This is a genomic window from Rhizobium sp. Rhizsp42, from assembly GCF_047304155.1.
Taxonomy (GTDB): Bacteria; Pseudomonadota; Alphaproteobacteria; order Rhizobiales; family Rhizobiaceae; genus Rhizobium.
Genome location: NZ_JBGLYS010000002.1, coordinates 319,099 through 340,355, shown reverse-complemented (window position 1 = coordinate 340,355; position 21,257 = coordinate 319,099). Strand labels below are relative to the sequence as shown.

General features: G+C 62.6%; 20 protein-coding genes and 1 riboswitch. Of the genes, 11 read left to right on the top strand and 9 right to left on the bottom strand.

Annotated features, from left to right (window positions below; all coding sequences use genetic code 11):
• Positions 1-10: 10 nt before the first annotated feature.
• From treZ to ACCD05_RS04250, 3 genes are all read right to left on the bottom strand, one after another.
• Positions 11-1,795: a malto-oligosyltrehalose trehalohydrolase gene (gene treZ / locus ACCD05_RS04260; protein WP_112436604.1), complete on the bottom strand. Its 1,785-nt coding sequence runs from the start codon at positions 1,793-1,795 to the stop codon at positions 11-13.
• Between the two features lie 113 nt (positions 1,796-1,908).
• Entirely contained in the window at positions 1,909-4,374 is a 2,466-nt protein-coding gene (treY, locus tag ACCD05_RS04255; protein ID WP_413391217.1) for a malto-oligosyltrehalose synthase, read from the bottom strand.
• 78 nt (positions 4,375-4,452) lie between these two features.
• Positions 4,453-5,229: an endonuclease/exonuclease/phosphatase family protein gene (locus tag ACCD05_RS04250; RefSeq protein ID WP_413391215.1), complete on the bottom strand. Its 777-nt coding sequence runs from the start codon at positions 5,227-5,229 to the stop codon at positions 4,453-4,455.
• A gap of 45 nt (positions 5,230-5,274) precedes the next feature.
• Between ACCD05_RS04250 and ACCD05_RS04245 the strand changes: the two genes are divergently transcribed.
• Positions 5,275-6,246 carry a lysylphosphatidylglycerol synthase domain-containing protein gene (locus tag ACCD05_RS04245; RefSeq protein ID WP_112436636.1) on the top strand — a complete coding sequence of 324 codons (972 nt, stop codon included), beginning with the start codon at positions 5,275-5,277 and terminating at the stop codon, positions 6,244-6,246.
• Here ACCD05_RS04245 and ACCD05_RS04240 read toward each other — a convergent pair.
• Complete coding sequence (locus tag ACCD05_RS04240; protein WP_112436602.1) at positions 6,196-7,731, bottom strand: phospholipase D-like domain-containing protein; 1,536 nt, start codon at positions 7,729-7,731, stop codon at positions 6,196-6,198. The two genes, ACCD05_RS04245 and ACCD05_RS04240, sit on opposite strands and share 51 nt — an antisense overlap.
• 189 nt (positions 7,732-7,920) lie before the next feature.
• Here ACCD05_RS04240 and ACCD05_RS04235 point away from each other — a divergent pair, with 189 nt between their 5' ends.
• A complete protein-coding gene (locus tag ACCD05_RS04235) occupies positions 7,921-8,178 on the top strand; it encodes a YMGG-like glycine zipper-containing protein (protein ID WP_111560741.1) in 258 nt (85 codons plus the stop codon).
• Positions 8,179-8,340: 162 nt separating this feature from the next.
• Complete coding sequence (locus ACCD05_RS04230) at positions 8,341-8,868, top strand: hypothetical protein (protein ID WP_413391212.1); 528 nt, start codon at positions 8,341-8,343, stop codon at positions 8,866-8,868.
• 60 nt (positions 8,869-8,928) lie between these two features.
• On the opposite strand, the gene ACCD05_RS04225 is transcribed toward ACCD05_RS04230, so the two are convergent.
• The 5 genes from ACCD05_RS04225 to ACCD05_RS04205 are packed head-to-tail and all read right to left on the bottom strand — an operon-like array spanning position 8,929 to position 13,816.
• The gene (locus ACCD05_RS04225) at positions 8,929-10,389 is read right to left on the bottom strand and encodes an aldo/keto reductase (RefSeq protein WP_112436600.1); all 1,461 of its coding nucleotides are present in this window, start codon (positions 10,387-10,389) and stop codon (positions 8,929-8,931) included.
• Between the two features lie 4 nt (positions 10,390-10,393).
• Positions 10,394-11,365, bottom strand: a complete 972-nt coding sequence (locus tag ACCD05_RS04220; RefSeq protein ID WP_112436599.1) for a branched-chain amino acid ABC transporter permease — start codon at positions 11,363-11,365, stop codon at positions 10,394-10,396.
• Positions 11,362-12,273 carry a branched-chain amino acid ABC transporter permease gene (locus tag ACCD05_RS04215; RefSeq protein ID WP_112436598.1) on the bottom strand — a complete coding sequence of 304 codons (912 nt, stop codon included), beginning with the start codon at positions 12,271-12,273 and terminating at the stop codon, positions 11,362-11,364. The genes ACCD05_RS04220 and ACCD05_RS04215 overlap by 4 nt, the downstream gene beginning before the upstream one ends.
• Positions 12,270-13,010, bottom strand: a complete 741-nt coding sequence (locus tag ACCD05_RS04210) for an ABC transporter ATP-binding protein (protein ID WP_112436597.1) — start codon at positions 13,008-13,010, stop codon at positions 12,270-12,272. Before ACCD05_RS04210 ends, ACCD05_RS04215 begins: the two co-directional genes overlap by 4 nt.
• On the bottom strand, positions 13,007-13,816 hold the full coding sequence (locus ACCD05_RS04205; protein ID WP_112436596.1) for an ABC transporter ATP-binding protein: 810 nt from the start codon (positions 13,814-13,816) through the stop codon (positions 13,007-13,009). The genes ACCD05_RS04210 and ACCD05_RS04205 overlap by 4 nt, the downstream gene beginning before the upstream one ends.
• A 100-nt stretch (positions 13,817-13,916) precedes the next feature.
• Between ACCD05_RS04205 and ACCD05_RS04200 the strand changes: the two genes are divergently transcribed.
• The 8 genes from ACCD05_RS04200 to ACCD05_RS04165 all read left to right on the top strand — a co-directional run bounded on the left by ACCD05_RS04200 (position 13,917) and on the right by ACCD05_RS04165 (position 21,251).
• Positions 13,917-14,675 carry a GntR family transcriptional regulator gene (locus ACCD05_RS04200; RefSeq protein ID WP_112436595.1) on the top strand — a complete coding sequence of 253 codons (759 nt, stop codon included), beginning with the start codon at positions 13,917-13,919 and terminating at the stop codon, positions 14,673-14,675.
• The gene (locus ACCD05_RS04195) at positions 14,668-15,018 is read left to right on the top strand and encodes a TIGR04076 family protein (RefSeq protein WP_018896740.1); all 351 of its coding nucleotides are present in this window, start codon (positions 14,668-14,670) and stop codon (positions 15,016-15,018) included. The genes ACCD05_RS04200 and ACCD05_RS04195 overlap by 8 nt, the downstream gene beginning before the upstream one ends.
• A gap of 10 nt (positions 15,019-15,028) precedes the next feature.
• Entirely contained in the window at positions 15,029-16,081 is a 1,053-nt protein-coding gene (locus tag ACCD05_RS04190) for an aldo/keto reductase (RefSeq protein WP_112436594.1), read from the top strand.
• A 23-nt stretch (positions 16,082-16,104) separates the two neighbouring features.
• Entirely contained in the window at positions 16,105-17,337 is a 1,233-nt protein-coding gene (locus ACCD05_RS04185; RefSeq protein WP_402930295.1) for an ABC transporter substrate-binding protein, read from the top strand.
• Between the two features lie 153 nt (positions 17,338-17,490).
• Positions 17,491-17,877: a c-type cytochrome gene (locus ACCD05_RS04180; RefSeq protein WP_112436592.1), complete on the top strand. Its 387-nt coding sequence runs from the start codon at positions 17,491-17,493 to the stop codon at positions 17,875-17,877.
• A gap of 56 nt (positions 17,878-17,933) precedes the next feature.
• A riboswitch (cobalamin riboswitch) is annotated at positions 17,934-18,173 on the top strand.
• Between the two features lie 242 nt (positions 18,174-18,415).
• A complete protein-coding gene (locus tag ACCD05_RS04175; RefSeq protein ID WP_112436591.1) occupies positions 18,416-19,447 on the top strand; it encodes an ABC transporter substrate-binding protein in 1,032 nt (343 codons plus the stop codon).
• Complete coding sequence (locus ACCD05_RS04170; RefSeq protein WP_112436590.1) at positions 19,444-20,484, top strand: iron ABC transporter permease; 1,041 nt, start codon at positions 19,444-19,446, stop codon at positions 20,482-20,484. Before ACCD05_RS04175 ends, ACCD05_RS04170 begins: the two co-directional genes overlap by 4 nt.
• Positions 20,481-21,251: an ABC transporter ATP-binding protein gene (locus tag ACCD05_RS04165; RefSeq protein ID WP_112436589.1), complete on the top strand. Its 771-nt coding sequence runs from the start codon at positions 20,481-20,483 to the stop codon at positions 21,249-21,251. Before ACCD05_RS04170 ends, ACCD05_RS04165 begins: the two co-directional genes overlap by 4 nt.
• The last annotated feature ends 6 nt before the right edge of the window (positions 21,252-21,257 follow it).

Below are 21,257 nucleotides of genomic sequence, written 5' to 3'. Positions count from 1 at the left end.
CAAAACTTCATCACTCGCGGCAAACGCTCCAGTAGACTGACCACGGCGACAGGTTGCTGCCAGATGACGCGACAAGGCCGAAGATGGCCTCGGCCTTATCCGTGGCCGGGTCCATTGCAATCGCCTCGTCTCCAAGGTTTGCCCGCAGGCACAACCGGCCGCCGCTCGCCAATGGCCAATCGACCGCGACTGCCGTGAAGCCGGATTCGGCGACGATTTCGCCACGGCGCATCCCGGCCAGAAGCGGAACGATCTTCTGGTGGCGGATCGCAAGCAGCGAGGTGTAGAAGTCGTGCATATCGACGCTTTCAGGCTCGGTGAGATTGGACCAATCGAGTTTGGCCATCTCGAATGTCGATGGCGCGGTCGGGTCCAGCAGGTCATCCGTGTCGAAGCCCGGCAGACGCGAGAGCTCCTCGCGGCGTCCGTTTCGCACCATCTCGTTCAGCTCTTCATTGAGGTCGCAGAAATAGGGGAACGCATCCCGCGCACCCCATTCCTCGCCCATGAACAACATCGGTATTTGCGGTGCGAGTAGATAGACGGCGGCCATTGCTTTCGAGACATGAACCGGTTGCGCGGCGATGATCCGGTCGCCCATCGCGCGGTTGCCGATCTGGTCATGGTTCTGGATGAAGGAGACGAAAGCCGTTGGTGGCAAGTCGCGTGTGCTCTTGCCCCTGCTTTCGCCGCGATAGGGCATGTGCTGGCCCTGAAACACAAAGCCCTCCGCGAGCGAACGCGCAATCGCTTCGCTATCCTCAGCGTAGTCGGCGTAGTAGCCGAAGCGCTCGCCGGTGGCGGCGACATGCAGCGTGTGGTGGATGTCGTCGTTCCATTGGGCGGTGAACAGGGTTGTTGCGCCATCGCTCGTGCGCTTCAGGAGATCGCTGTCGTTTTCCTCGTTCTCGACGATCAGGTGAACATGGCGATCGGCAGCGGCAGCGGCTGCGCGCACGCGGCGTGCGAGTTCCAGCAGCAAATGCTCCTCGCTGCCGTCATTGATGGCATGAACGGCATCCAGCCGCAGCCCGTCCAGTCTGAAGACGGTGATCCAGTAAATGGCATTCTGGATGACGAATTCGCGCATCGGCCGCGACATCGCGCCATCGTAATCGATACCCTTTCCCCAGGGTGTCTTATGCCGGTCGGTGAAGACAGGCGCATAGAGCGGTAGATAATTGCCATCGGGGCCGAAGTGATTGTAGACGACATCCAGGAAGACCGAGATCCCGCGCGCGTGGGCCGCATCCACCAGCGCCATCAGATGCTCGGGCCTGCCATAGCTGCTATCGGGCGCATAGGGCAGCACACCGTCATAGCCCCAGCCGTAACGTCCCGGAAAATCGGAAACCGGCATGATTTGAATCGCCGTCACGCCCAGCGGTGCGAGGTGATCGAGGCGCCCGATCGCCGCGAGAAAGGTGCCCTCCTCGGTGAAGGTGCCGATATGCAATTCGTAGAGTACGGTCTCTTCCCATGGGCGTCCGCGCCAGGCTTCTTCCTTCCAATCATAGGTCGCGAGGTCCTCGACCTCGCTGAAGCCATGCACGTCGTGCGGCTGAAAGCGTGAGGCCGGATCGGGCACCTGTAAGCCGTCGGGCAGAACAAACCGGTAAAGCGCGCCGGCACCGACGCCTGCCCTCTCCAGCTCGTGCCACCCGTCCGCAAGGCGATGCATGGGTTGCGGCTCGTGGTCTTCCAGCTTCAGACGGATGTTGTCGAGAAGAGGCGCCCAAAGCCGGAAGGTGACACCCCTGTCGGAAATGACGGGTCCGAATTGCAAGTCAGTCACGTGAAGCCTTTCGACAAATATGATTGGCAGCACTCAACGCAGCCGAGGCCGAAAAGTTCGCGGCGGCTGGAAGGCAGTTTGTCGCGGTGGCGTTATCCACGCCGCTGAACGGGTCACTCGCCCTGCAGCAAAGCAACTGGTTGCCTTCCCAGCAGCTGCGCCACGGGAACAGATGCCGCACCGGCGATCGATCGCTCCGTCAGAAGATCATGTTTCGGGCCCTGTAATTCCGCAGGCAAGATGATGGCGGTGTCGCCCCAGAATTCGGGACCGGCATAGAGTTTTCCTTGCTCCATCTGCCCCAGCATCATGCGCGGTGTCACCGTGATGGTGAAAGCATCGCCCAGCCACCGAGCGTATGCAATGACATGGTCGCGCCGAATTCCTGTCACCGACAAAGGCACATAATCTCCCTCGGCAAACAGGGCAGGCAGGCGTTTGCGCAGGTTGAGGCCAATGCTGATAATGCGCTGTTTGAGGGCTGGAACGGTGAGCTCCGAAATCGGCTCGCGCGTTGCCAGCATGCGCGCCAACTCCTTGGTGTCGATCGGCCGCCGGTTGTCGGGATCGACGAGGCTGAAGTCGCAGGCTTCCGACCCCTGATAGATGTCGGGTACACCGGGAGCCGTGAGCTTGATCAGCGTCTGCGACAGGCTGTTCAGATACCCCGCGGCCATCACCCGCCGGAGCGTTTCGGCGAAGTCTTCGTGAAAGGTCAGGTTGGACGATGCCGTGAGCGCCGCCACGTAACTCTTGATCGCTGCCTCGTATTGTTCGTGCGGCGCGTTCCAGTCCGTCACAAGCTTCGCCTCTCGCACCGCCTTTTCGGCATAGGCGACGAAACGATCCGTCAGGTTTGCAGCCGCGCCATCGCGAAACTCCTCCGGCCATATGCCGGCCAATGCCTGATAGAGCATCCATTCGACATTGGCGTCAGGTGTCAGACCCGCCGGCAGCTCTGTCAGATGGCTGCGGTTCATGTCACGCCAGCACTCTACCCCGAGCCTCCACACGTCCGGCTCTTCGCTGAGCGCGTAAAGACGGGCGCGGGCGTCCTCGCCGCGCTTGGTGTCATGGGTAGAAGTGGCCGACAGCCCGTGCGGCTGCAGTTTTGCTCTTTGCTGCATCAGCGCGTGAAATGCATCGACGCCACTTGCCGGCCTGTCGGGCTCGCCGCCAACTTCGTTGGGGGCGAGCAGCAGGTTGTGGCGATAAAACAGCGTGTCTTCCATGGCCTTCGCCATGATGGGTCCGCTCAGTTGCTGAAAGCGTCGCTGGAATTCTTCTGCACGAGGGCCGCCATCGAGGAGCCCGGCTACAGCGTCCAGCGCATCGCGGTCTCCGGTTTGCATAGCGGCTTTGTCAACGGCCTGCTCGATCAGCCTTCGATCGCTGTCCGACAATTTTCCGGCACGGCCATAGGTGCGATAAAAGGGAAACGCGATGAGCAGCTCCTTGATCGCGGATGCAAGCCGCTGCTCATCCGTATCGGCCAGAAGCGAATGCGCGATCGCCACCAGTCGGCTTGTCTCGCCTTCGAAGTTGCGCTCGATCATCAGTAGCTTGGCCTGTCGCAGGCCGGCGGCGAAATCGGCCGCATCCGGCGAGAGATTGGCATAGGCATGGCCAAGTTCGCGCATGCCATCGGGATCGATGAAGAGATTGCTGAGCGCCGAGATGAACTCGTATCCGGTCGTGCCCTCGATCGGCCAGTCGGCGGGCAGTGTCTCGCCGTGTCCGACGATCTTCTCGGCGACGATATAGATATCGGGGCCAACGGCCGCACGCAGGCGGTCGAGATAGGCCGAGGGATCGGCGAGCCCATCTATATGATCGAGCCGCAGCCCCTGCACATGGCCGGCGCGCACCAAGTCGAGCACCAGCTCATGGCTGTCGGCAAAGACCTGCTCGTCCTCGACACGCAGCCCGACCAGCCCGGTGACTTCGAAGAAGCGCCGATAGCTGAGCGTCCGCGCCGCATCCTGCCAGAAGGTCAGCCGCCAGGATTGCTGATCGTGGACGCTCGATATCAGCGACCGATCCTTGAGGTCTCCGGATATCCGCGCGGTGCTATCCGGGTTGAGCGGCAATCGGGTCTCGAAATAGGCGAGCGACCAATCGCCGGTTTGCGGATCGCGTTGCAAATCGAACTCTCCATCGGCAAGCGCCTCATCGAAGCTCTTGCCAAGGATCGGCAGCGTCAGACGCTGGCTCCAGTCTATATCAAAGTGGCCGGCATATTTGCTGTCCGCGCCGAATTTGAGAACATCGGCCCACCAGGCATTCTCGGTCGAGGCCGCCATATGGTTCGGCACGATGTCGAGGATCAGGCCGAGGCCGGCGGCTTTCAAGGTGGCGCTGAGGCGCTTGAAACCCTCGCGTCCGCCTATCGCCGGCTCGATCTCGTTGCAATCGCTGACGTCATAGCCATGCGTCGATCCTGAGGTGGCCGTGAAGATCGGCGAGGCGTAGAGATGGCTGATGCCGAGCGATTTCAGATAGGGGATGAACTCGATGGCAGTGTCGAAGGTCATGCCATCTCGAAATTGCAGCCTGTAGGTCGATGTCGGTATGTGCATCTGTCGCCTCTGGTGGGATCGCGACACAGCAACAGCGCCAACGCGTCTTTTGTTCCCCTGCATGAGGCTTAGAGGCCGTCAGAATTTCAGCGTGATCAGCAACGGCAGATGATCGGAGGCGCGCTTTGCCAAGGGGGTGGAGATGACGCTGGCGGTACTGACCTTCAACTCCTGCGATAGAAACACGTGATCGATCCGCAGCAGCGGGAAGCGGGACGGAAAAGTCGGCCTCGACCGTTCCGCCGCGCTGAGCTGAGCGTCACGAAACTGCCCGGCCAACATCCTATAGGCCGGCGATGACGGTCGCGCATTGAGGTCGCCACAGATGACGGATGGTGTCGCGTGAAAATCCGGGTTCCCGATCCACTCATCCGAGAGCAGCGTCCGCACCTGCTTTATGCGGTCGATGTTGCGCAGGCCGAGATGGGTGTTGAGCACATTGAGGTTCCGTCCACCGGCATCCACCTGCGTCCAGATCGCCCCCCGTGTCTCGCCGACCGAGGGCAGGGGACCGGCCTTCATAAGTCGTGCCGGAAGGGCGGTCAGGATGGCATCGCCGTATTTCTCTTCCTGTACATGCAGCGCCGGGTGAAAATGGGCCTCCATCTTCAGAAGCGTTGCGATCATCTGCGCCTGATCGATACCACCGGTGCGCTTGCGGCCGACATCGAGCTCCTGAAGCGCGATGATGTCGGCGCCCGATTGCGCGATCACGTCGGCGACCCTGTTGGGGTCGAGCTGCCGGTCGGTGCCGATGCAGCTGTGCACATTGTATGTAAGGATTTTCAGTTCCTGGTCTGCAGTTCGGTGCGAAGTCTCTGTCGATACGCTCATCGAGAGGGAACCCGATTTCATCCTGTTTCGTTCCATTGCTGAAAGATCAATCGGAATGGAATGTTCATGTCGGCGAAGCGCGTCCTCATCAATGCAACCCTGGTTCTCGGACTGCTGCTCGCGGCCTATCTCCTTTACAAGGTCTTCAGTCGCTACTCGATCGACGAGATCACACGGTCGATCGCCGCAATCCCCATGTCACGTTTGCTCTCCGGGCTAGGGTTCGCCGCACTCTCCTATCTATGCCTCACTGGCTTCGATTGGATGGGGTTGCGCTATGCCGGCAAACCGCTGAGCTATCCGAAAGCGGCGATTGCCTCCTTCACCGGCCTTTCCATCGGGCATAATCTCGGCGTCGCCGCCTTGAGCAGTGGTGCCGTTCGCTATCGCTACTATGCGCGGTGGGGCCTGAGCGCCGAGGAAGTGGCGAAGGTCATCCTGTTTTGCGGCGTCACTGTGGGCATCGGGCTATCGGTGCTGGCCGGCTTGGCGCTCTTGGTCAATCCAAGCGATGCGGCCAACCTGCTCGCCATGAACGCCGATGGCCTGTTCATGCTGGGCCTGGCCTGCCTCGCCATCCCGGCCGCCTATGTCCTTCTCGCCGCTACCGTGCGTGCGCCGCTGCGCCTGTGGAAGTGGCGCTTCGAGATGCCGCGTCTCGGGCTTGCGATCGGTCAGGTCGTCATCGGTACGCTGAACTTTATCTTTGTCGCCGCTTGCCTTCACCAGATGCTGGCGGCCCAGGGTGATGTCAGCTTCGTGCAGACGGCGACGGCCTTCGTGCTTGCCAACATTGCCATCCTCGTCACCCATGTGCCCGGTGGCCTCGGCGTGCTTGAGGCAACCGTCAGCCATGTCCTGCCGGGTGCCACGTCGATCGGCGCGCTTGTGGCGTTCCGCGTGATCTATTTCATTGTGCCGCTGTTGATCGGCATTCCGGTCTTCGCGATCAGCGAGCTGGTGCTGCGCAAGCGCGGCAAAGCCGCGTCAGAAGATCGCGGCGGCCAGCCGTCCGACGCGCAGGCGCAGCTTCTGTAGCGGCCAATAGGGACGTCGCGGGTCGACGAGCGTGGTGCCCGTCAGCGGCGACGTCTCGCCTTTCGAGACATCGATCGCGAAGTGCCTCAGCCCACGCTTGCCGACATTCAGCGCGTCCACTGCGGCATTCAGCGACTGCATGCTGCGCTCGGTCTCGCGCACCGTCTCCGGCGTCGTCTCCAGATGCTCCGCCAGCAGCCGGTAACGCAGCGTTGAAATTGCCTCACGATGTGCGGCGGTCGAGGCTTCGATCGCCAGATCGCATTCCGTATCCAGCCCCTCGGAGCGGTTGTTCAGGTTGGACGAGCCAACGCGAATGAAATGGTCGTCGACGATCAGCAGCTTGGAGTGAATGACCAGCTCCTTCTCGCCGCCCTGCCTGTCGGGCACCACGGCATACATGACCCGCAACCGGTCATATTGGTCGATGCGCTTCAGCCGGCGGATCAGCCTGTCCCGGTTGTTGCCCATCGTCAGCTTCTCGAGAAAGCCGTGGGAGCTCTTGGTGACGAGCACGGTGATTTCCGGCCCGTCGCTCTCCTTCAGCCGCTTGGCGATGGTGCGCGCTACGCCGAAAGAGGCGAGATACTGCGTCTCGATGTAAATCAGCCTGCGCGCCGCCTTGATCGCATCGCGTGTCAGCCGAAAGGCTTCGTAGTGGCCGCGCTTGCCGATCAACCCGGGCTCCGTCAGCGCGATCGCGGCGGTCGCGTCCGCAAGGTCGGGGGCTACGCCTGCAGGCCACGATGCCCCGCCCGCCGGCGCCGGCGCCGGGCGTTCGCCCGTGGCGCGCTTCCATCGTCTGCGGGCAACATCGCCGATCAACCGGGCCGCGTCGCCCGATACCATGGACTGCATGTCATGTACCGGGTCATATGGTATGCCATCCGGCGATTTCCGCAGCGTATTGCTCATCTTGTGGTCCGGCTCGTCCCACCGTCTGGCGGTCAGATCGATGCCGCCGAGGAAGGCAAGGCTGTCGTCGATCGAGACGAGCTTCTGGTGATGACAGCCGCGGATCGGGTGGCGGAGATCGAAGCGCATGCTGATCTGCGGGTGAGCGGAAAATTCGCTCTCGCGGAAGAGGCGCAGCGATTTGCCGGAATAGATCGGCCCCATGCCCCATACCAGTATGCGGATACAAAGGTCCGGTTTCTCATCGGCGAGCGACAGGAGAAGCTCACCCAGCGTCTCGGAGCTTTGATGCGGTCTGAGCCTGATATCCGGGTTGAAGTCCCAGCCGACGATCCAGATCGTATGCACCGCCTTGCGAAGCGCCTGGTCGAGCGCCAGAAAATAGGCGGCGCCATCGATCAGGAAGGCGGCCTTCTCGACCTGGCCGACCTGCCAGGCGTTTCGTCTCTGGCGAATGATGCCGTCGGGCAAAACGGGAAGAGAAGCTTCTGTCTTGCGGGTTGCGCGTTTCAGGAACTCGGTTGCCTTGGACGCCTTCAGTCGATCGGCGATGGGTTGAAATTCTGTCATTCTGCTGTCCGGCGCCCCGCTTGGTATTTGACGTGGCCGTAACGCTCGAAGGCGTGACTTGTTCCGTCGAGGTGCACCGCATTTTCCGGGGGATGCCGGCCCATCGGGCGTCGCGCGAAAACAATTGCGGAACGAAAAGCCATTTCAATTGTTTACTTCACGGTAAAGGATGAGCCGAGGAGTAAAATCATGATCAGAGCTATTCTGTTGGTAACCGCGGTGGCGGGCAGTCTTGCATCGTGCACCGCGACCGAACAAGGCACGGCGATCGGTGCGGGGACCGGCGCTGTCATTGGCGGCGTGGCCACCAATAGCTGGGGCGGCGCGGCCGTAGGCGCTGTCGCCGGTGGTGCTGTTGGTGCCTTGATCGGCCAGTCGCAGGAACGTCGCGGCTACTGCGTCTATCGCGACCGCTATGGCCGCACCTATGAGGCGCGTTGCCGATAACCGGCTGAGCCGGATAGATTTGAATTCTCGACGTGCGTGATGCCTGCCGACATCGCGTGCGTCGAATTTTGTGCAATCGGCGCAAACATTCCGCTCGCGCCATGATGCCGACCAAATCTTTTGCTGATGAGAAATCGTCGGCAACGCGTCTTGGGCGAGCGCATGAACTGGATAAATCGTTATATTGATGAACCGCTGCTGCAGGGCGCCGCAACGGTCATGAAACTCTGGCACGGCCATACCGGCCAGCGACCTGATCTCCTCGAGCCGGTCTGGAACCTTCTCTCCATCGCGTTTCTGTTGATCGCAGCCATGCAATGCTTGGGAGGCGAAGCGCTGTGGCTGAGCGAGGCTGCCCTCGTCATGCTCGCGCTGCCATCAGTGCTGAAGCTATACAAGGCGAGCGCGGCGTCGGCCGACTATGACTTGAAAGACTACAAGGCGCTGCGCGCGGTCGCCTTGCAGAAACGGGAAAACGAATGGGCACTCAGGCTTGCGGTTCTCGTCGGCGCGTTGGTTCTGCCTCTCGCCAAGCCCGTCGACGATGTGGCGAGCGCCTATTTCATGCTTGGCGCGTGCCTCTGGTTCTCGCTGACGGCGCCTGCACGGTTCTACTTGAACGCGGCCGAGCCGCCGGCGCCGGATGAGGGCGATCGCCTGGTCCGTCCCGCGCTCGGTTCGGCGGCATAAATTCTGACAACGAGCGGCCTATCGCGGACATCTGCGACGGGCCTCTGTGCTTTTAGCCCATCAATCGCAGATCGCTTCCGCCTCGATCTCGACTTCGTAATCGCCAACCAGATTGCCGGCCTCGATCAGCGTGTTGGCGGGCAGAACCTCGGCGAAGACGCGTCCGTGCGCGCGCGACACCGGTTCCCACTGATTGGCATCGCGCAGATAGATGCGCGTCCTGACGACGTCTTCCATCTTGCCGCCGAGCGCCGATATGGAGGCGGCGATCTTGTCGAGGATGTAGGTCGCCTGCGCGCCGGCGTCGCCTGGTGCTACGCAGCGGTTCGTGCCGTGCGTCGCGGTCGTGCCGGAAACGAGAATGCGATCCCCTACCCTGACGGCGCGGCTATAGCCGGCGATCGGCTCCCAGATGCTGCCGGATGAGACGCGCGAACGGCCCGGACGGCCGGGCACGAGTTGAGCTGTGTAGACCGACGGAATGGCATCCAGATGGTGGCTGAGATCGCCGGATGCAGTAAGGAAAGGCGGCTTGCGGTACTCGTCGCCGCAGTCGCCGGGAATGGCTCGCGTCCTGGCGAATGCGGCGTTCAGCGCGGCGTGATCCTCTTCGTCGAGGGCGAAGGAGAAGACGTTCAGATTGTCGCCGCGATGCTCGTTTTCGCCGATGCGTGCGCCGACGATCGTGGCAGCGACCGCGTCGTGTTCCAGAACCCAGCGGCTCGCGACGTTTGAGATCGACACGCCATGCTTGGTCGCGATGGTTTGGGCGGCGCTGAGAATGCCCTGAAAGGCTTCCCAGCTGCCGGCGGTGTCGATGAAGCGCTTGTATTTCGAGCGGCTCCAGTCCGCGATCGATGTCGGCTCGGGCTGGCCCAGCCACTTCTCGGAGAGAAATCCGCCGCAGAGCGTCCCATAGGCGAGAAGCTTGACGCCGCTTTGGGCGCAGAGCTTCGAGAGCGCACCTGCCGCGCGGCGGTCGATCAGCGAGAACGAGACCTGATTGCTGGCGATCTCGATGCCGTCGGCAAGCGCCAGTGCCAGATGTCCGGCATCGAAATTGGTGAGGCCGAGCGCGCCGATCAGGCCTTCCTCGCGCAGGCGCTGCATTTCGTGTAGGGCATCGAGCCATGCCGGATGCTCGAAACTCCACCAGTGGAATTGCAGGAGATCCACCTTGTCGACACCAAGCCGCGTAAGCCGCTCCTCGACACCGCGGCGCACGACATCAGTCGTCATCGGTCCCGGCTCCGGGCACCATTTGGTGAAGGCGACAGGTCGCTGGCCATTCTGATAGCGCGAGAGCAGTCGGCCCGTGATCAGTTCCGCCGAGCCGTAGTGATCGGCCATGTCGAACGTGTCGAAGCCATCACGCGCATAGGCCTGCAGCACATCGGCGCCCTTGTCGGGATCGATCACTGTGCCGTTCTTCTCGATGTCGGCAACCTGCCAGAGACCGCAGACGATGCGGCTGATGGAGAGATTCTTGGTGAGTGCTGTGCGTGGTGGCGTGGTCGACATGTTTCTATTCCCTGGATGTCTGTTTGCGCTTGCCGGTGAGCGAGGCCAGCGCGTTGGAAGCGCCGAGAATGCCCCGGGGGCGCAGGAGCAGGATGAGGCAGAGCCCGACGCCGATCATGACGATCTGCAGCGATGCCGCGCGCGCCTGCTGTTCCGGTGGTACGAAGGCGGAGACGGCCGCGGCCGACAGCGCCCACAGACCCCAGACCAGCACTGCGCCGAGAATGGCGCCGCGATTGTTGCCGGAGCCGCCGACGATCAGCATCGCCCAGACCTGGAAGGTCAGGATCGGCAGATAGTTGTCGGGCGCGATGAAGCCGATGAAATGTCCTTGCGCGGCGCCGGCCAGCCCCATGATGGCGCCGCCTATGGTGAAGGCCTGGAGGCGAAAGCGGATTGGCCGCTTGCCGAGCGCCTGCGCGGCGCTCTCATCCTCGCGGATCGCGCGCAGCACACGGCCCCAAGGGCTCTTGGCGAGATGTTGGAGCGCCAGATAGAGCGCCAGCACGACAGCGGCCATCAGCGCGAGATTGGAAAGGGAAAACGCCAGCGGATCGGCGGCAAGGTTCCCGAACGGGCGCGGAATGAAGCCGATGCCGAAGGCGCCACCCGTCAGCGGCTGCAGGTTGAGCACGCAGAGTTGCACCGTGACCGCAACGCCGAAGGTGGCGATGGCGAGGTAATCGGAGCGCAGCCGAATGGTCAGCGCGCCGACCAGCCAGGCGGCGAGCCCCGCGAGCAGGGCGCCGCCGACCCAGCCGACGGCGATCGGCATGTCGAAGCCGCCGAAGCGGCCGGGCGCATCCGGCGTCGTCAAAAGCGCCGATACGTAAGCGCCGATCGCGACGAAAGCGGCGATGCCGACGTTGAACAGGCCGGTCTGGCCCCATTGCACGTTGAGCCCGAGGCACATGATGGCATAGGTCAGCGCCATGGTGAGGAAGAAGGCGGCGTAGGCGATCAGATCAAGGCTCATGCTGCTCTCCCGAACAGGCCGCGCGGGCGAAGAAGCAAGACTGCCACCAGGATCACGAAGGAAACAGCCGCCCGCCACTCGGCGCCGACGATCTGCACGGCCGCCGCCTCCGATAGGCCGACGATCAACCCCGCGATCATCGCGCCGGGAACGCTGCCGATCCCGCCGAGGATCGCGGCTGCAAACAGCGGCAGCAGCAGGTCATGGCCGAGATAGGGGCGGATCTGCACGAGAAGGCCGGTCATGATGCCGGCGATGCAGGCAAGGGCGGCGCCGACGAACCAGACGACGCGGATCACGCGGCGCACATCCACGCCGGCAATACCCGCGAGAGCCGGATTTTCGCTGACGGCGCGCATCGAGCGGCCGATATCGGTGCGGGTCATCAGCAGGTGGATGGCGAAGACCGCGACCAATGACAGGCCAAGCGACAGGAGCTGGTCGGGCGTGGCGCGCAGTCCGCCGCCGATCTTCACGGCGATCTGCAGCGCCTTGGTGTAATAGGCGGGCTTGGAGGTGAAGATGAATTCGAGCAGGCTGCGAAGCGCAAGCGAGGCGCCGAAGCTCGCCATGACGAGGATGATGATCGCGCCGCCGCGCGCCCGCAGGCGCCCGAACAGAACCGCATCGACGGCGAGCGCCAGCAGACCCGTGAGCAGGATCGCGACAACGGCCGCAAGCGGCAAAGACCAGCCGAAGGAGAAGGGGCCAATCGGCTTGGTCAGCGACGTCGAGAGGAGGCCGAGGCCGCCGCTGACGGCGAGTGCCAGATAGGCACCCCAGGAAAGCATCTCGCCATGCGCGAAATTGGCGAAGCGCAGGATCGAATAGGTGAGCGTCACGCCGATGGCGCCAAGGCCGATCATTGCGCCGGCGACCAGCCCGTCCATGAGAAATTGCGGGTTCATGGTGCCTCCGACGCCTGCTTGGTGGTGCCGAGATAGAGCTTGGCGATCAGTGGGTCGCCGAGCAGCGAAGAGGCCTCGCCCTCGTGCCTGATCCTGCCTTCGACAAGAATGACGGCGCGGCTGGCGATCGCCAGCGCCGCCTTGACGTTCTGCTCGACGAGAATGACGGTGACGCCGCCGGCGTTGATCTCCTTCAGCATCGAAAACACTTCGCCGACGATCTTCGGCGAAAGACCGGCCGAGGGTTCGTCAAGGATGAGCACGGAGGGATCGACGATCAGCGCGCGGGCGACCGCCAGCATTTGCCGCTGTCCACCCGATAACGCGCCGGCCAGGCGCGAGGGCTTACTGGCGAGATCGGGGAAACGACGATAGAGCGCGGCGATCCTGTCTGACCGCTGCGCCTTCGGCAGGACGGCTGCGGCAAGCTGCAGGTTTTCGTGGATGGTCAGCGTCGCGAAGATGTTTTCTGTCTGCGGCACGAAGGCTAGGCCTTCGGCGATCTTGCGGTGAGACGCGACGCGGGTGATTTCCCGCTCGCCGAGCATGACGCTTCCCGAGTGGATCGGCACGACGCCTGCGATCGCCTTGACGAAGGTCGATTTTCCGGCCCCGTTCGGCCCGAGCAGGACCAGCAGCTCTCCGGGCTCCACCGAGAGATCGACGCCGCGCACGATCGGCAGGTCAGGTTCGTATCCGGCGACGAGCGCACGGGCTTGAAGGGCCGACGCGGTCATGCGGCCGCTCCGAGATAGGCTTCGATGACATCGGGATTGGAGGCGACGTCGGCAGGCGTGCCCTCGGCCAGCGGCTTGCCGAGGGCCATGGCGACGACGCGGGTGCACAGCCGCGACACCATATCCATATTGTGTTCGATTAGCAGGATCGACTTGCCCTGTGCATTGAGATCAAGCACGCGTTCCATGATCGTTTCCAAGAGCGCCGGGTTGACGCCCGCCGCCGGCTCGTCGAGCAGGATTGCTTGGGGATCGGCCATCAGGATGCGTGCGAGTTCGAGCAGCTTGCGCTGTCCGCCTGAGAGAACCTTGGCCGGCTGCCCTTCGAGGCCCGACAAGGTGACGAATTCCAGCAGCGCGCGCGCCTTCTCGATCGCCAATCGTTCCTGCTGTCTGACATGGCCGAAGCGCAGGAAGTTGGCAAACAGCCGCTCGCCGTCCTGCGCCTGAGCGCCGACGAGCACATTTTCGAGCACGGTCATCTCGAGAAAGGGCTTCGGGATCTGGAAGGTGCGTCCGACGCCGCGGCCAATTCTCTGTTCCGGGCTCTCTTGCGATACCTCTCGTCCACCGATCCAGATCTCGCCAGATGTCGGCTTGAGACTGCCGGCGATCAGGTTGAACAGCGTCGTCTTGCCGGCGCCGTTCGGGCCGATGAGGCCAACCATCTCGCCTTCGCTGAGCCGGAGCGAGATGCCGCCGACGGCCATGTTGCCCTGAAACGACTTCACCAGCTCGCGCGCGTCGATCACGGCTCTGGCGGGTTCTGCCGCTTTCGGTGGGGCGTCTGGCACTGGCAAAGGCATGGAGGAAAGAAGTCTCTTGATTTGATTGGTGATGTTTGATCAAACTTCACCCCATGGTGAAAAGCAACCGAAAAAAGCAGCGTTCCACGGAGCAGGCTCGATGGTAGTCCCCTCTGCTGGCGCCTATGCGAGCAAGCCGGCCGATCGCGACGACGCGCTGTCGCCGGTCGGGCGCGAGACGCTGCAGGACCGCGTCTACGCGCAGCTGCGCAATTCCCTGATCAACGGCATGTTCGATGCCGGCGACGTGCTGCGCATCGTCGATCTGGCCGAGCGGCTTCAGACCAGCACCATGCCGGTGCGCGAGGCGCTTGGCCGTCTCGTGTCCGAACAGGCGCTGGAATCGCTGCCCAATCGCTCGGTGCGCGTGCCGCTGATCACCCGCGACCGTCTCGACGATCTGGCCCGCGCCCGCATCCTGATCGAGGGCCAGATGGTTGCGCTGGCGCTGCCCAATCTGACGGATGACGACTTTGCCGTGCTGAAGCAGATCAATGTCGATTGCGATCTCGCTTTCGAGCAGCATGGCAAGGATATCGGCCATGTCACCTCGGCGCTGAACCAGCAATTCCATTTCCACATCTATCATGCGGCGCGCTCGCAGGTGCTGATCCCGATCGTCGAGAGCCTGTGGCTCCAATCAGGCGCGATCATTCGCAAGGCCGCGCATATTCACGACGAACAGGGCGGACTTGCCGCCACCAATCATCATTGGGCGCTGATCGATGCGTTGGAAAAGCGCGATGTCGAGGCCGCGATGCAATCGCTGTCCAACGACATCAGCCGCTCCTTCGATCTCATCCGCGGGCGGCTGGATGTCGAACCTGACGGCAATGCATCGGGAGACCACCATGGCTGAACCCATCGACGACGGCTTCGACCTGTTCGATCTGAGGGTCGACGTGATCATTCCAGAGGGCGGTGCCGTCTATTGCGGCGCCAGGCCGGGCGATCATTTCGAACTCAAGGGCGAGATGCTGCATTTGCCGGAGGGGCAGGGGATCTCGATCTACTCGCTCTCCTCCGTGCTGCCGCTGCTCGCGGCCAAGCAGCGCCCGACGGATCGCAACGACTGGATGACGACGGATGCCGACATCGCTTGCCCGGACCCGAATTGCTCGACACGGCTGAGGATCACCCGCACGGGTATCCGCCGTTTCAGCCATGCCGCCACCACGGCGGTTCCTTTGAATGACGAATAGGCCGAAAGATATGCAGCGCATCACCATCGCCCCCGGTTACGAAATCTCCCGCGTCATCCGCGGCGGCTGGCAGTTGGCCGGTGGGCACGGCGCGATCGATGGCGACAGCGCCGTCGAGGACATGATCGCATTCGCGGATGCCGGTATCACCACCTTCGACTGCGCCGACATCTATACCGGTGTCGAAGAGCTGATCGGCCGTTTCCGCGTCGCCTATAGGAACCTGCGCGGCGCCGAGGCGCTGTCGCGCATCCGCGTCCACACCAAGTTCGTGCCCGATCTGACGGTGCTGCCAAACATCAGCAAGGCTTATGTCGAAAGCGTCATCGATACTTCACGCAAGCGGCTCAACCTCGATTGCCTCGATCTCGTGCAGTTCCACTGGTGGGCCTATGATATCGAGGGCTGGCTGGAGACGGCGGGCTGGTTGAAAGAACTGCATGAGGCCGGCAAGATCGGCAAGATCAGCGGCACCAATTTCGACACGGATCATATCGAGGCGATCATCGGCTCCGGCGTGCCTTTCACCTCGCTGCAGCAGCAATATTCGCTTCTCGACCGGCGCCCGGAAAAGCGCATGGTGGCGCTTGCTCAGGAGAAGAACTTCGCGCTGTTCTGCTACGGCACCGTGGCCGGCGGCTTCCTCGGCGACCGCTGGCTTGGCCAGAAGGAGCCGGAGCATCCGCTCGAAAACCGCTCGCTGACGAAATACAAGCTGATCATCGATGATTTCGGCGGCTGGGACCTGTTCCAGGCGCTGCTATCGACGCTGCGCGGGATCGCCGATCGGCACGACACCGATATCGCCACCATCGCCAGCGCCGCCATGCTGACCAAGCCAGGCGTCGCGGCCGTCATCGTCGGCGCCCGCAACAGGGAGCATCTGAAGTCCAATCTCGCCATCGCCGATATCGCGCTCAGCGAAACGGATAGAGCCGAGATCGATGCGATCCTTGCGCAATCAAAGCCGCTCGACGGCGACGTCTATACGCTGGAGCGGGACAGGGAAGGCCGCCACGGCAGCATCATGAAGTACAATCTCAACAAAGGGGAACAAAAATGAGAACGACATTCCTGCTTTCCGCCATGGTTGCTGCGCTTGCTGCATCGACGGCGCCGACGTTTGCTGCCGATTGCGACATCACCGTCGGCCTCGTCATGGAACTGACCGGCCCTGCCGGTGAATATGGCCAGGCGGGCGCGAAGTCCGTCGAGATGGCCTTCCGCGATATCAACGACGCCGGTGGCGTCAATGGTTGCAAGATCGTTGCCGATACGCGCGACAGCCAGAGCCAGGGCAACGTCGCCGTCGATCAGGCGACGCAGCTCGTCAACATCAAGAAGGTGCCGGTCATCATCGGCGGCATCATCTCGTCGGTATCGATCCCGATTCTGACTTCGGTGACGGCACCGGCCGGCGTCGTGCAGGTCTCGCCAGCATCCTCTTCGCCAACACTGACCGAGCTTGGCCGCAGCGGCAAGACCAACGGCGTCTTCTTCCGCACCATCACGTCCGATGCGCTGCAGGGCACGGCGGCCGCGAAGTTCGCGATGGATCAGGGCCTGAAGAAGATCGCGATCATCAACGTCAACAACGACTTCGGCGTCAACATGGTCAAGGAGTTCGCGACCGCCTACCAGAAGCTCGGCGGCACGATCACCTCGACGACGCCCTATAACGAGAAGCAGTCGAGCTACGCGTCCGAGGCCAGCGCCGCCATGGCTGGCGATCCCGATGCGCTCTATCTCGTCAGCACCCCCGTCGATGGCGCGACCATCGCCCGCGCCTGGGTTTCCGGCGGTGGCAAGCAGACCTTCCTGTTGAACGACGGTATGAACTCCAAGGACTTCATCGAGAGCGTCGGCGCGCAGTATCTGGAAAACGCCTACGGCACCTCCTCGGGCACCAGCCCGACGGCGTCGACTGAGTATTTCAACGGCAATTACGAGGCCTTCTCCGGCGGCATCTCGCCTTCGGCCCCGGCCGCCGACCGCTCTTATGACGCCGGTGCAATCGTGGCGCTGGCGATCGCCAAGGCCGGCAAGGCCGATGCGGCAGCCATCAAGGCAGCCATGCCGGAAGTTGTCGCCGCGGGTGGCACGCCTATCCATGCCGGCAAGGAAGAGTTCGCCAAGGCGCTGCAGCTCATCAAGGAAGGCAAGCCGGTGAAGTATGAAGGTGTCATCGGCCCTGTCAGCTTCGACACGTATGGCGACATCACCGGTCCCTTCCGCCTGTGGAAGATCAGCAATGGCGAGGTGACGACGGTCGGCGAATTGAGCGCCGAAGAGGTCACCAAGATCAAGACCGCGCAGTAAAGGTACCAGGCGACATGGGAGCTGTGCTCCCATGTCGCACCAGTCCGGTCTGGGCGCATATGTGCTTTGTTGGGTAAGCAGTGTCGTTCGCGGATCGCGCGACGTAAAAACGGCACCATGCATTTGGCAACCAACACGACAGGCCATCGACATATGAAAAAGCGCTCAATCCTTTCGTCGATCTGTTCGATCGCCAGCCTGCTCGTCATGACATCCGCGGCATCCGCCGAGGACATCGAGCACGGGAGGCGGGTGTTCAGGCTGTGCGTCGCCTGTCACACGGTCGATTCCGAACGCAACGGCTTCGGCCCGCATCTGAAGAGCGTCGTTGGTCGCCCAGCCGGAAGCTTGCCCGACTACAGATATTCCGACGCGATGAAGACAGCCGGCGCGGGTGGGCTTGTCTGGGATGAGGCGGCGCTCTCGGAATTTCTGTCCAGCCCCAAGAAGAAAGTGCCGGGAACGAAGATGAGCTTCGGCGGCCTCTGGACGACGTCGGAGATCAGCGACCTGATCGGCTATCTCCGAGCCAATCCCTAGACGCGCCAAATGTCGGCTCGTCACGTCTTGACGTCTTGACGTCTTGACGCCGGATCGCCTAAGTCAGCCTCGATGGTTCCCGAAGGGATGACTTCCGACGGGATTAATAGGGAACACGGTGCGGATGACCCGAATGGGGCCAAGACCGTGGCTGCCCCCGCAACTGTAAGCGGATTGCCTGATGTCCTTGTGGTGTTCGTCTCGAACGCCATGCCACTGCGAAGCTCTTCGTGGGAAGGCAGATGTTAGGCGCATATTCGCAAGCCAGGAGACCTGCCGTCAAAACAGTGTCCACCATCCCGGACGGGGTTGTCCGGAGAGGAGCATCATATGATGGTTTTTGACGTCAGCCGCTGGCGCGGTCCCGCTTTATTCCCCTCCGCAATCTCATGGCCGTGATTCCGCGATAGCTTTCGCCGCCGCATGATGTCAGGCGAGCGCTTTGCTGTTTCGTCCTGCATCATCCGTGGCGGTCCCGCTTCGAGTTTCACAGCCACGGCCAGTCGGCTGCGGGCTTCAGCCATACATGAGGACCAATATGAACCGCATCATCCTGCGAACCGCGCTGCTTTCGATCGCGACGGCTTGCGCTTTCACCACCTTTCTACCCTCTGCCCACGCCGCGGCAACGACCTATCCGCTGACGATCACCAATTGCGGCCAGCAGGTGACATTCGACAGCGCGCCGAAGAAGACGGTGTCGATCGGTCAGGGCATGACCGAAATTCTCTATTCGCTCGGCCTCGCCGACAAGATCGTCGGCACGGCGGTCTGGGTCGGGCCGGTGCTGCCCGCCTATGCCGAGGTCAACCAGAAGATCAAGCGGCTGGCCGACAATGATCCGAGCTTTGAATCCGTCGTCGGTCAGGAGCCGGATCTGGTTGCGGCCGAGTTCGAGTGGCATGTCGGCACGCAAGGGTCGGTCGGCAAGCGCGAGCAGTTCGCCGGGCTCGGCATCAAGACCTATGTTTCGCCGGCCGATTGCGTCGCGAAGGTCAATACCGATGGTGGCGACGGGGTGCGTAGCGAGCTCTTCACCATGGAGCTGATCTACCAGGAGATCGCCGAACTGGCGGAAATCTACGACATCCAGGATCGCGGCGCGGCCCTGATCGCCGACTTGAAGAAGCGCGAAGCGGATGCCGTGGCATCGCTTGGCGGGTCGGCTAAGGATCTGCCTGTCGCCTTCTGGTTTTCCAGCAAGGAAGTGCAGGGCGATGCCTTTATCGCCGGCAAGAACAGCGCTCCGGCCTATATTTTGAAAACGCTCGGCGCCCGCAACGTCGTCAGCACCGAGGAAGAGTGGCCGCTGGTCGGATGGGAAACCATCGCGCAGGCCAATCCTGCGGTCATCGTCATCGCCACCATGGACCGCCGCCGCTATGCAGCCGACGATCCGAAGGTGAAGATCGATTTCCTTGAAAAGGACCCTGTCACCAGCCAGCTCGATGCCGTCAAGAACAGGCACTTCGTCGAGATGGATGCGCAGTCGATGAACCCGACGATCCGCACCATCGATGGCCTGGAACGCCTCGCCGTCGGCATCAAGTCCTTCGGTCTTTCCAAGTGAGGCACGCGTCGATTGCCCACCGGGGATGGAGAACGCTGGTCGCGCTCTTCGTCCTTGCCATCGTGGCATTGGGCTTTGTCATCAGTCTCGCCGTGTCCATCGGCGAGATCTCCATTCCTGTCGGCACGACCGCCAAGGCCGTGGCGAACCGTGTCTTCGGCACCGGCTTTGAACTCAGCCGCATCCATGAAGGCATCATCTGGGATTATCGCCTGAGCCGCGCGCTTGTGGCAGCCAGCGCCGGAGCCGCTCTTGCGCTATGCGGCGCGGTGCTGCAGGCGCTGCTGCGCAATCCGCTGGCCGAGCCCTATGTGCTCGGCATCTCGGCCGGCGCGTCAACTGGGGCCGTCGCGGTCATGATCCTCGGCTTCGGCTATGGCGTGTTGACGCTTTCGGCCGGCGCTTTCGTCGGCGCAGTCGCGGCGTTCCTGCTGGTGTCGTTGCTGGCGGCAGGCTCCGGCGGCGGGACGGACCGTATCATTCTCGCCGGTGTCGCTGGCTCGCAGCTCTTCAACGCGCTGACATCCTATATCGTCACCACATCGGCCAATGCCGAGCAGGCGCGCGGCGTCATGTTCTGGCTTCTCGGCAGCCTGTCCGGTGTGCGCTGGCCGGATGTCTATCTCGCCGCTCCTGTTGCGATCGCCGGCTTTCTCGTCTGCATGCTCTATGCCCGTGCGCTCGACGCCTTCACCTTCGGCACCGACGCTGCGGCAGCGCTCGGCATTCCTGTCGCTGGCATCCGGATCGTGCTGCTCGCACTCACGGCGCTGCTTACGGCGACGATGGTCTGCATCGTTGGCTCGATCGGCTTCGTCGGGCTGGTCATTCCGCATGCGGCGCGTTTCGTGGTCGGGCCGGGGCATGGGCGCCTGTTGCCGGCAACGGCGATATCCGGAGCGATCTTCATGGTGATCGCCGATATCGTCTCACGCGTCATCATTCCGCAGCAGGTGTTGCCGATCGGCGTCGTCACCGCGCTCTTCGGCGCGCCGGCATTCGCGCTCATTCTCTACAAGGCGAGGCGGCCAGCATGAGCATTTCCATCAGCGACGTGCATTGGGCAACATCAGGCGTGCTTGTCGTCAAGGGCGTGAGCCTTGAGGTCCCTACCGGCCAGACGCTCGGTCTCATCGGGCCGAACGGTTCGGGAAAATCCAGCCTGCTGCGGTTGATCGGCGGGTTGCGCAAGGTCAAGAGCGGCGTCATCGCCCTCGGCGATACCGGTATCGATACGCTGGCGCGCCGCGATATCGCGAGGCGCGTTGCCTTTGTCGAGCAGCAGGCCACGACGGAGACACAGGTGACGGTGACCGAGGTCGTCCGTCTCGGGCGCACGCCGCATCGTGGTCCGCTGGCGCCGTGGAGCGCCAATGACGAGGAGGCGGTCGAGAATGCTCTGCGGCAGGTGGGCATGGTCGAGAAGGCGCGGCAGCTCTGGCATACGCTGTCTGGCGGCGAGCGCCAACGTGTGCATATCGCGCGCGCACTGGCGCAGACGCCGACCGAGCTTCTGCTCGACGAACCGACCAATCATCTCGACATCCAGCATCAGCTCGAAATCCTGTCGCTGGTTGCCAAGCTGCCGGTCACAAGCATCGTCGCGCTGCATGATCTGAACCTCGCCGCCATGTTTTGCGACAGGATTGCTGTGCTTAGCCAGGGTCGGCTTGTTGCGGTCGGACCGGCGGACGAGGTATTGACCGAAGACTTGATCGCCGACGTGTTCGGGGTGCGCGCCCATATCGAGCGCTCGCCGCATCATGGTCGGCAGCATATCCATTTTCTTGGCTGTATTTCTTGAGGTCCG

Bases quoted from the DNA above. Each gene is read 5' to 3' on its own strand.
- ACCD05_RS04165 (WP_112436589.1), top strand. From the start codon at position 20,481: ATGAGCATTTCCATCAGCGACGTGCATTGGGCAACATCAGGCGTGCTT.
- ACCD05_RS04220 (WP_112436599.1), bottom strand. From the start codon at position 11,365: ATGAGCCTTGATCTGATCGCCTACGCCGCCTTCTTCCTCACCATGGCG.
- ACCD05_RS04235 (WP_111560741.1), top strand. From the start codon at position 7,921: ATGATCAGAGCTATTCTGTTGGTAACCGCGGTGGCGGGCAGTCTTGCA.
- ACCD05_RS04175 (WP_112436591.1), top strand. From the start codon at position 18,416: ATGAACCGCATCATCCTGCGAACCGCGCTGCTTTCGATCGCGACGGCT.
- ACCD05_RS04225 (WP_112436600.1), bottom strand. From the start codon at position 10,389: ATGTCGACCACGCCACCACGCACAGCACTCACCAAGAATCTCTCCATC.
- ACCD05_RS04230 (WP_413391212.1), top strand. From the start codon at position 8,341: ATGAACTGGATAAATCGTTATATTGATGAACCGCTGCTGCAGGGCGCC.
- treY (WP_413391217.1), bottom strand. From the start codon at position 4,374: ATGCACATACCGACATCGACCTACAGGCTGCAATTTCGAGATGGCATG.
- ACCD05_RS04180 (WP_112436592.1), top strand. From the start codon at position 17,491: ATGAAAAAGCGCTCAATCCTTTCGTCGATCTGTTCGATCGCCAGCCTG.
- ACCD05_RS04215 (WP_112436598.1), bottom strand. From the start codon at position 12,273: ATGAACCCGCAATTTCTCATGGACGGGCTGGTCGCCGGCGCAATGATC.
- ACCD05_RS04190 (WP_112436594.1), top strand. From the start codon at position 15,029: ATGCAGCGCATCACCATCGCCCCCGGTTACGAAATCTCCCGCGTCATC.
- ACCD05_RS04240 (WP_112436602.1), bottom strand. From the start codon at position 7,731: ATGACAGAATTTCAACCCATCGCCGATCGACTGAAGGCGTCCAAGGCA.
- ACCD05_RS04195 (WP_018896740.1), top strand. From the start codon at position 14,668: ATGGCTGAACCCATCGACGACGGCTTCGACCTGTTCGATCTGAGGGTC.
- ACCD05_RS04245 (WP_112436636.1), top strand. From the start codon at position 5,275: ATGTCGGCGAAGCGCGTCCTCATCAATGCAACCCTGGTTCTCGGACTG.
- ACCD05_RS04210 (WP_112436597.1), bottom strand. From the start codon at position 13,010: ATGACCGCGTCGGCCCTTCAAGCCCGTGCGCTCGTCGCCGGATACGAA.
- ACCD05_RS04250 (WP_413391215.1), bottom strand. From the start codon at position 5,229: ATGAAATCGGGTTCCCTCTCGATGAGCGTATCGACAGAGACTTCGCAC.
- ACCD05_RS04200 (WP_112436595.1), top strand. From the start codon at position 13,917: ATGGTAGTCCCCTCTGCTGGCGCCTATGCGAGCAAGCCGGCCGATCGC.
- ACCD05_RS04185 (WP_402930295.1), top strand. From the start codon at position 16,105: ATGGTTGCTGCGCTTGCTGCATCGACGGCGCCGACGTTTGCTGCCGAT.
- ACCD05_RS04205 (WP_112436596.1), bottom strand. From the start codon at position 13,816: ATGCCTTTGCCAGTGCCAGACGCCCCACCGAAAGCGGCAGAACCCGCC.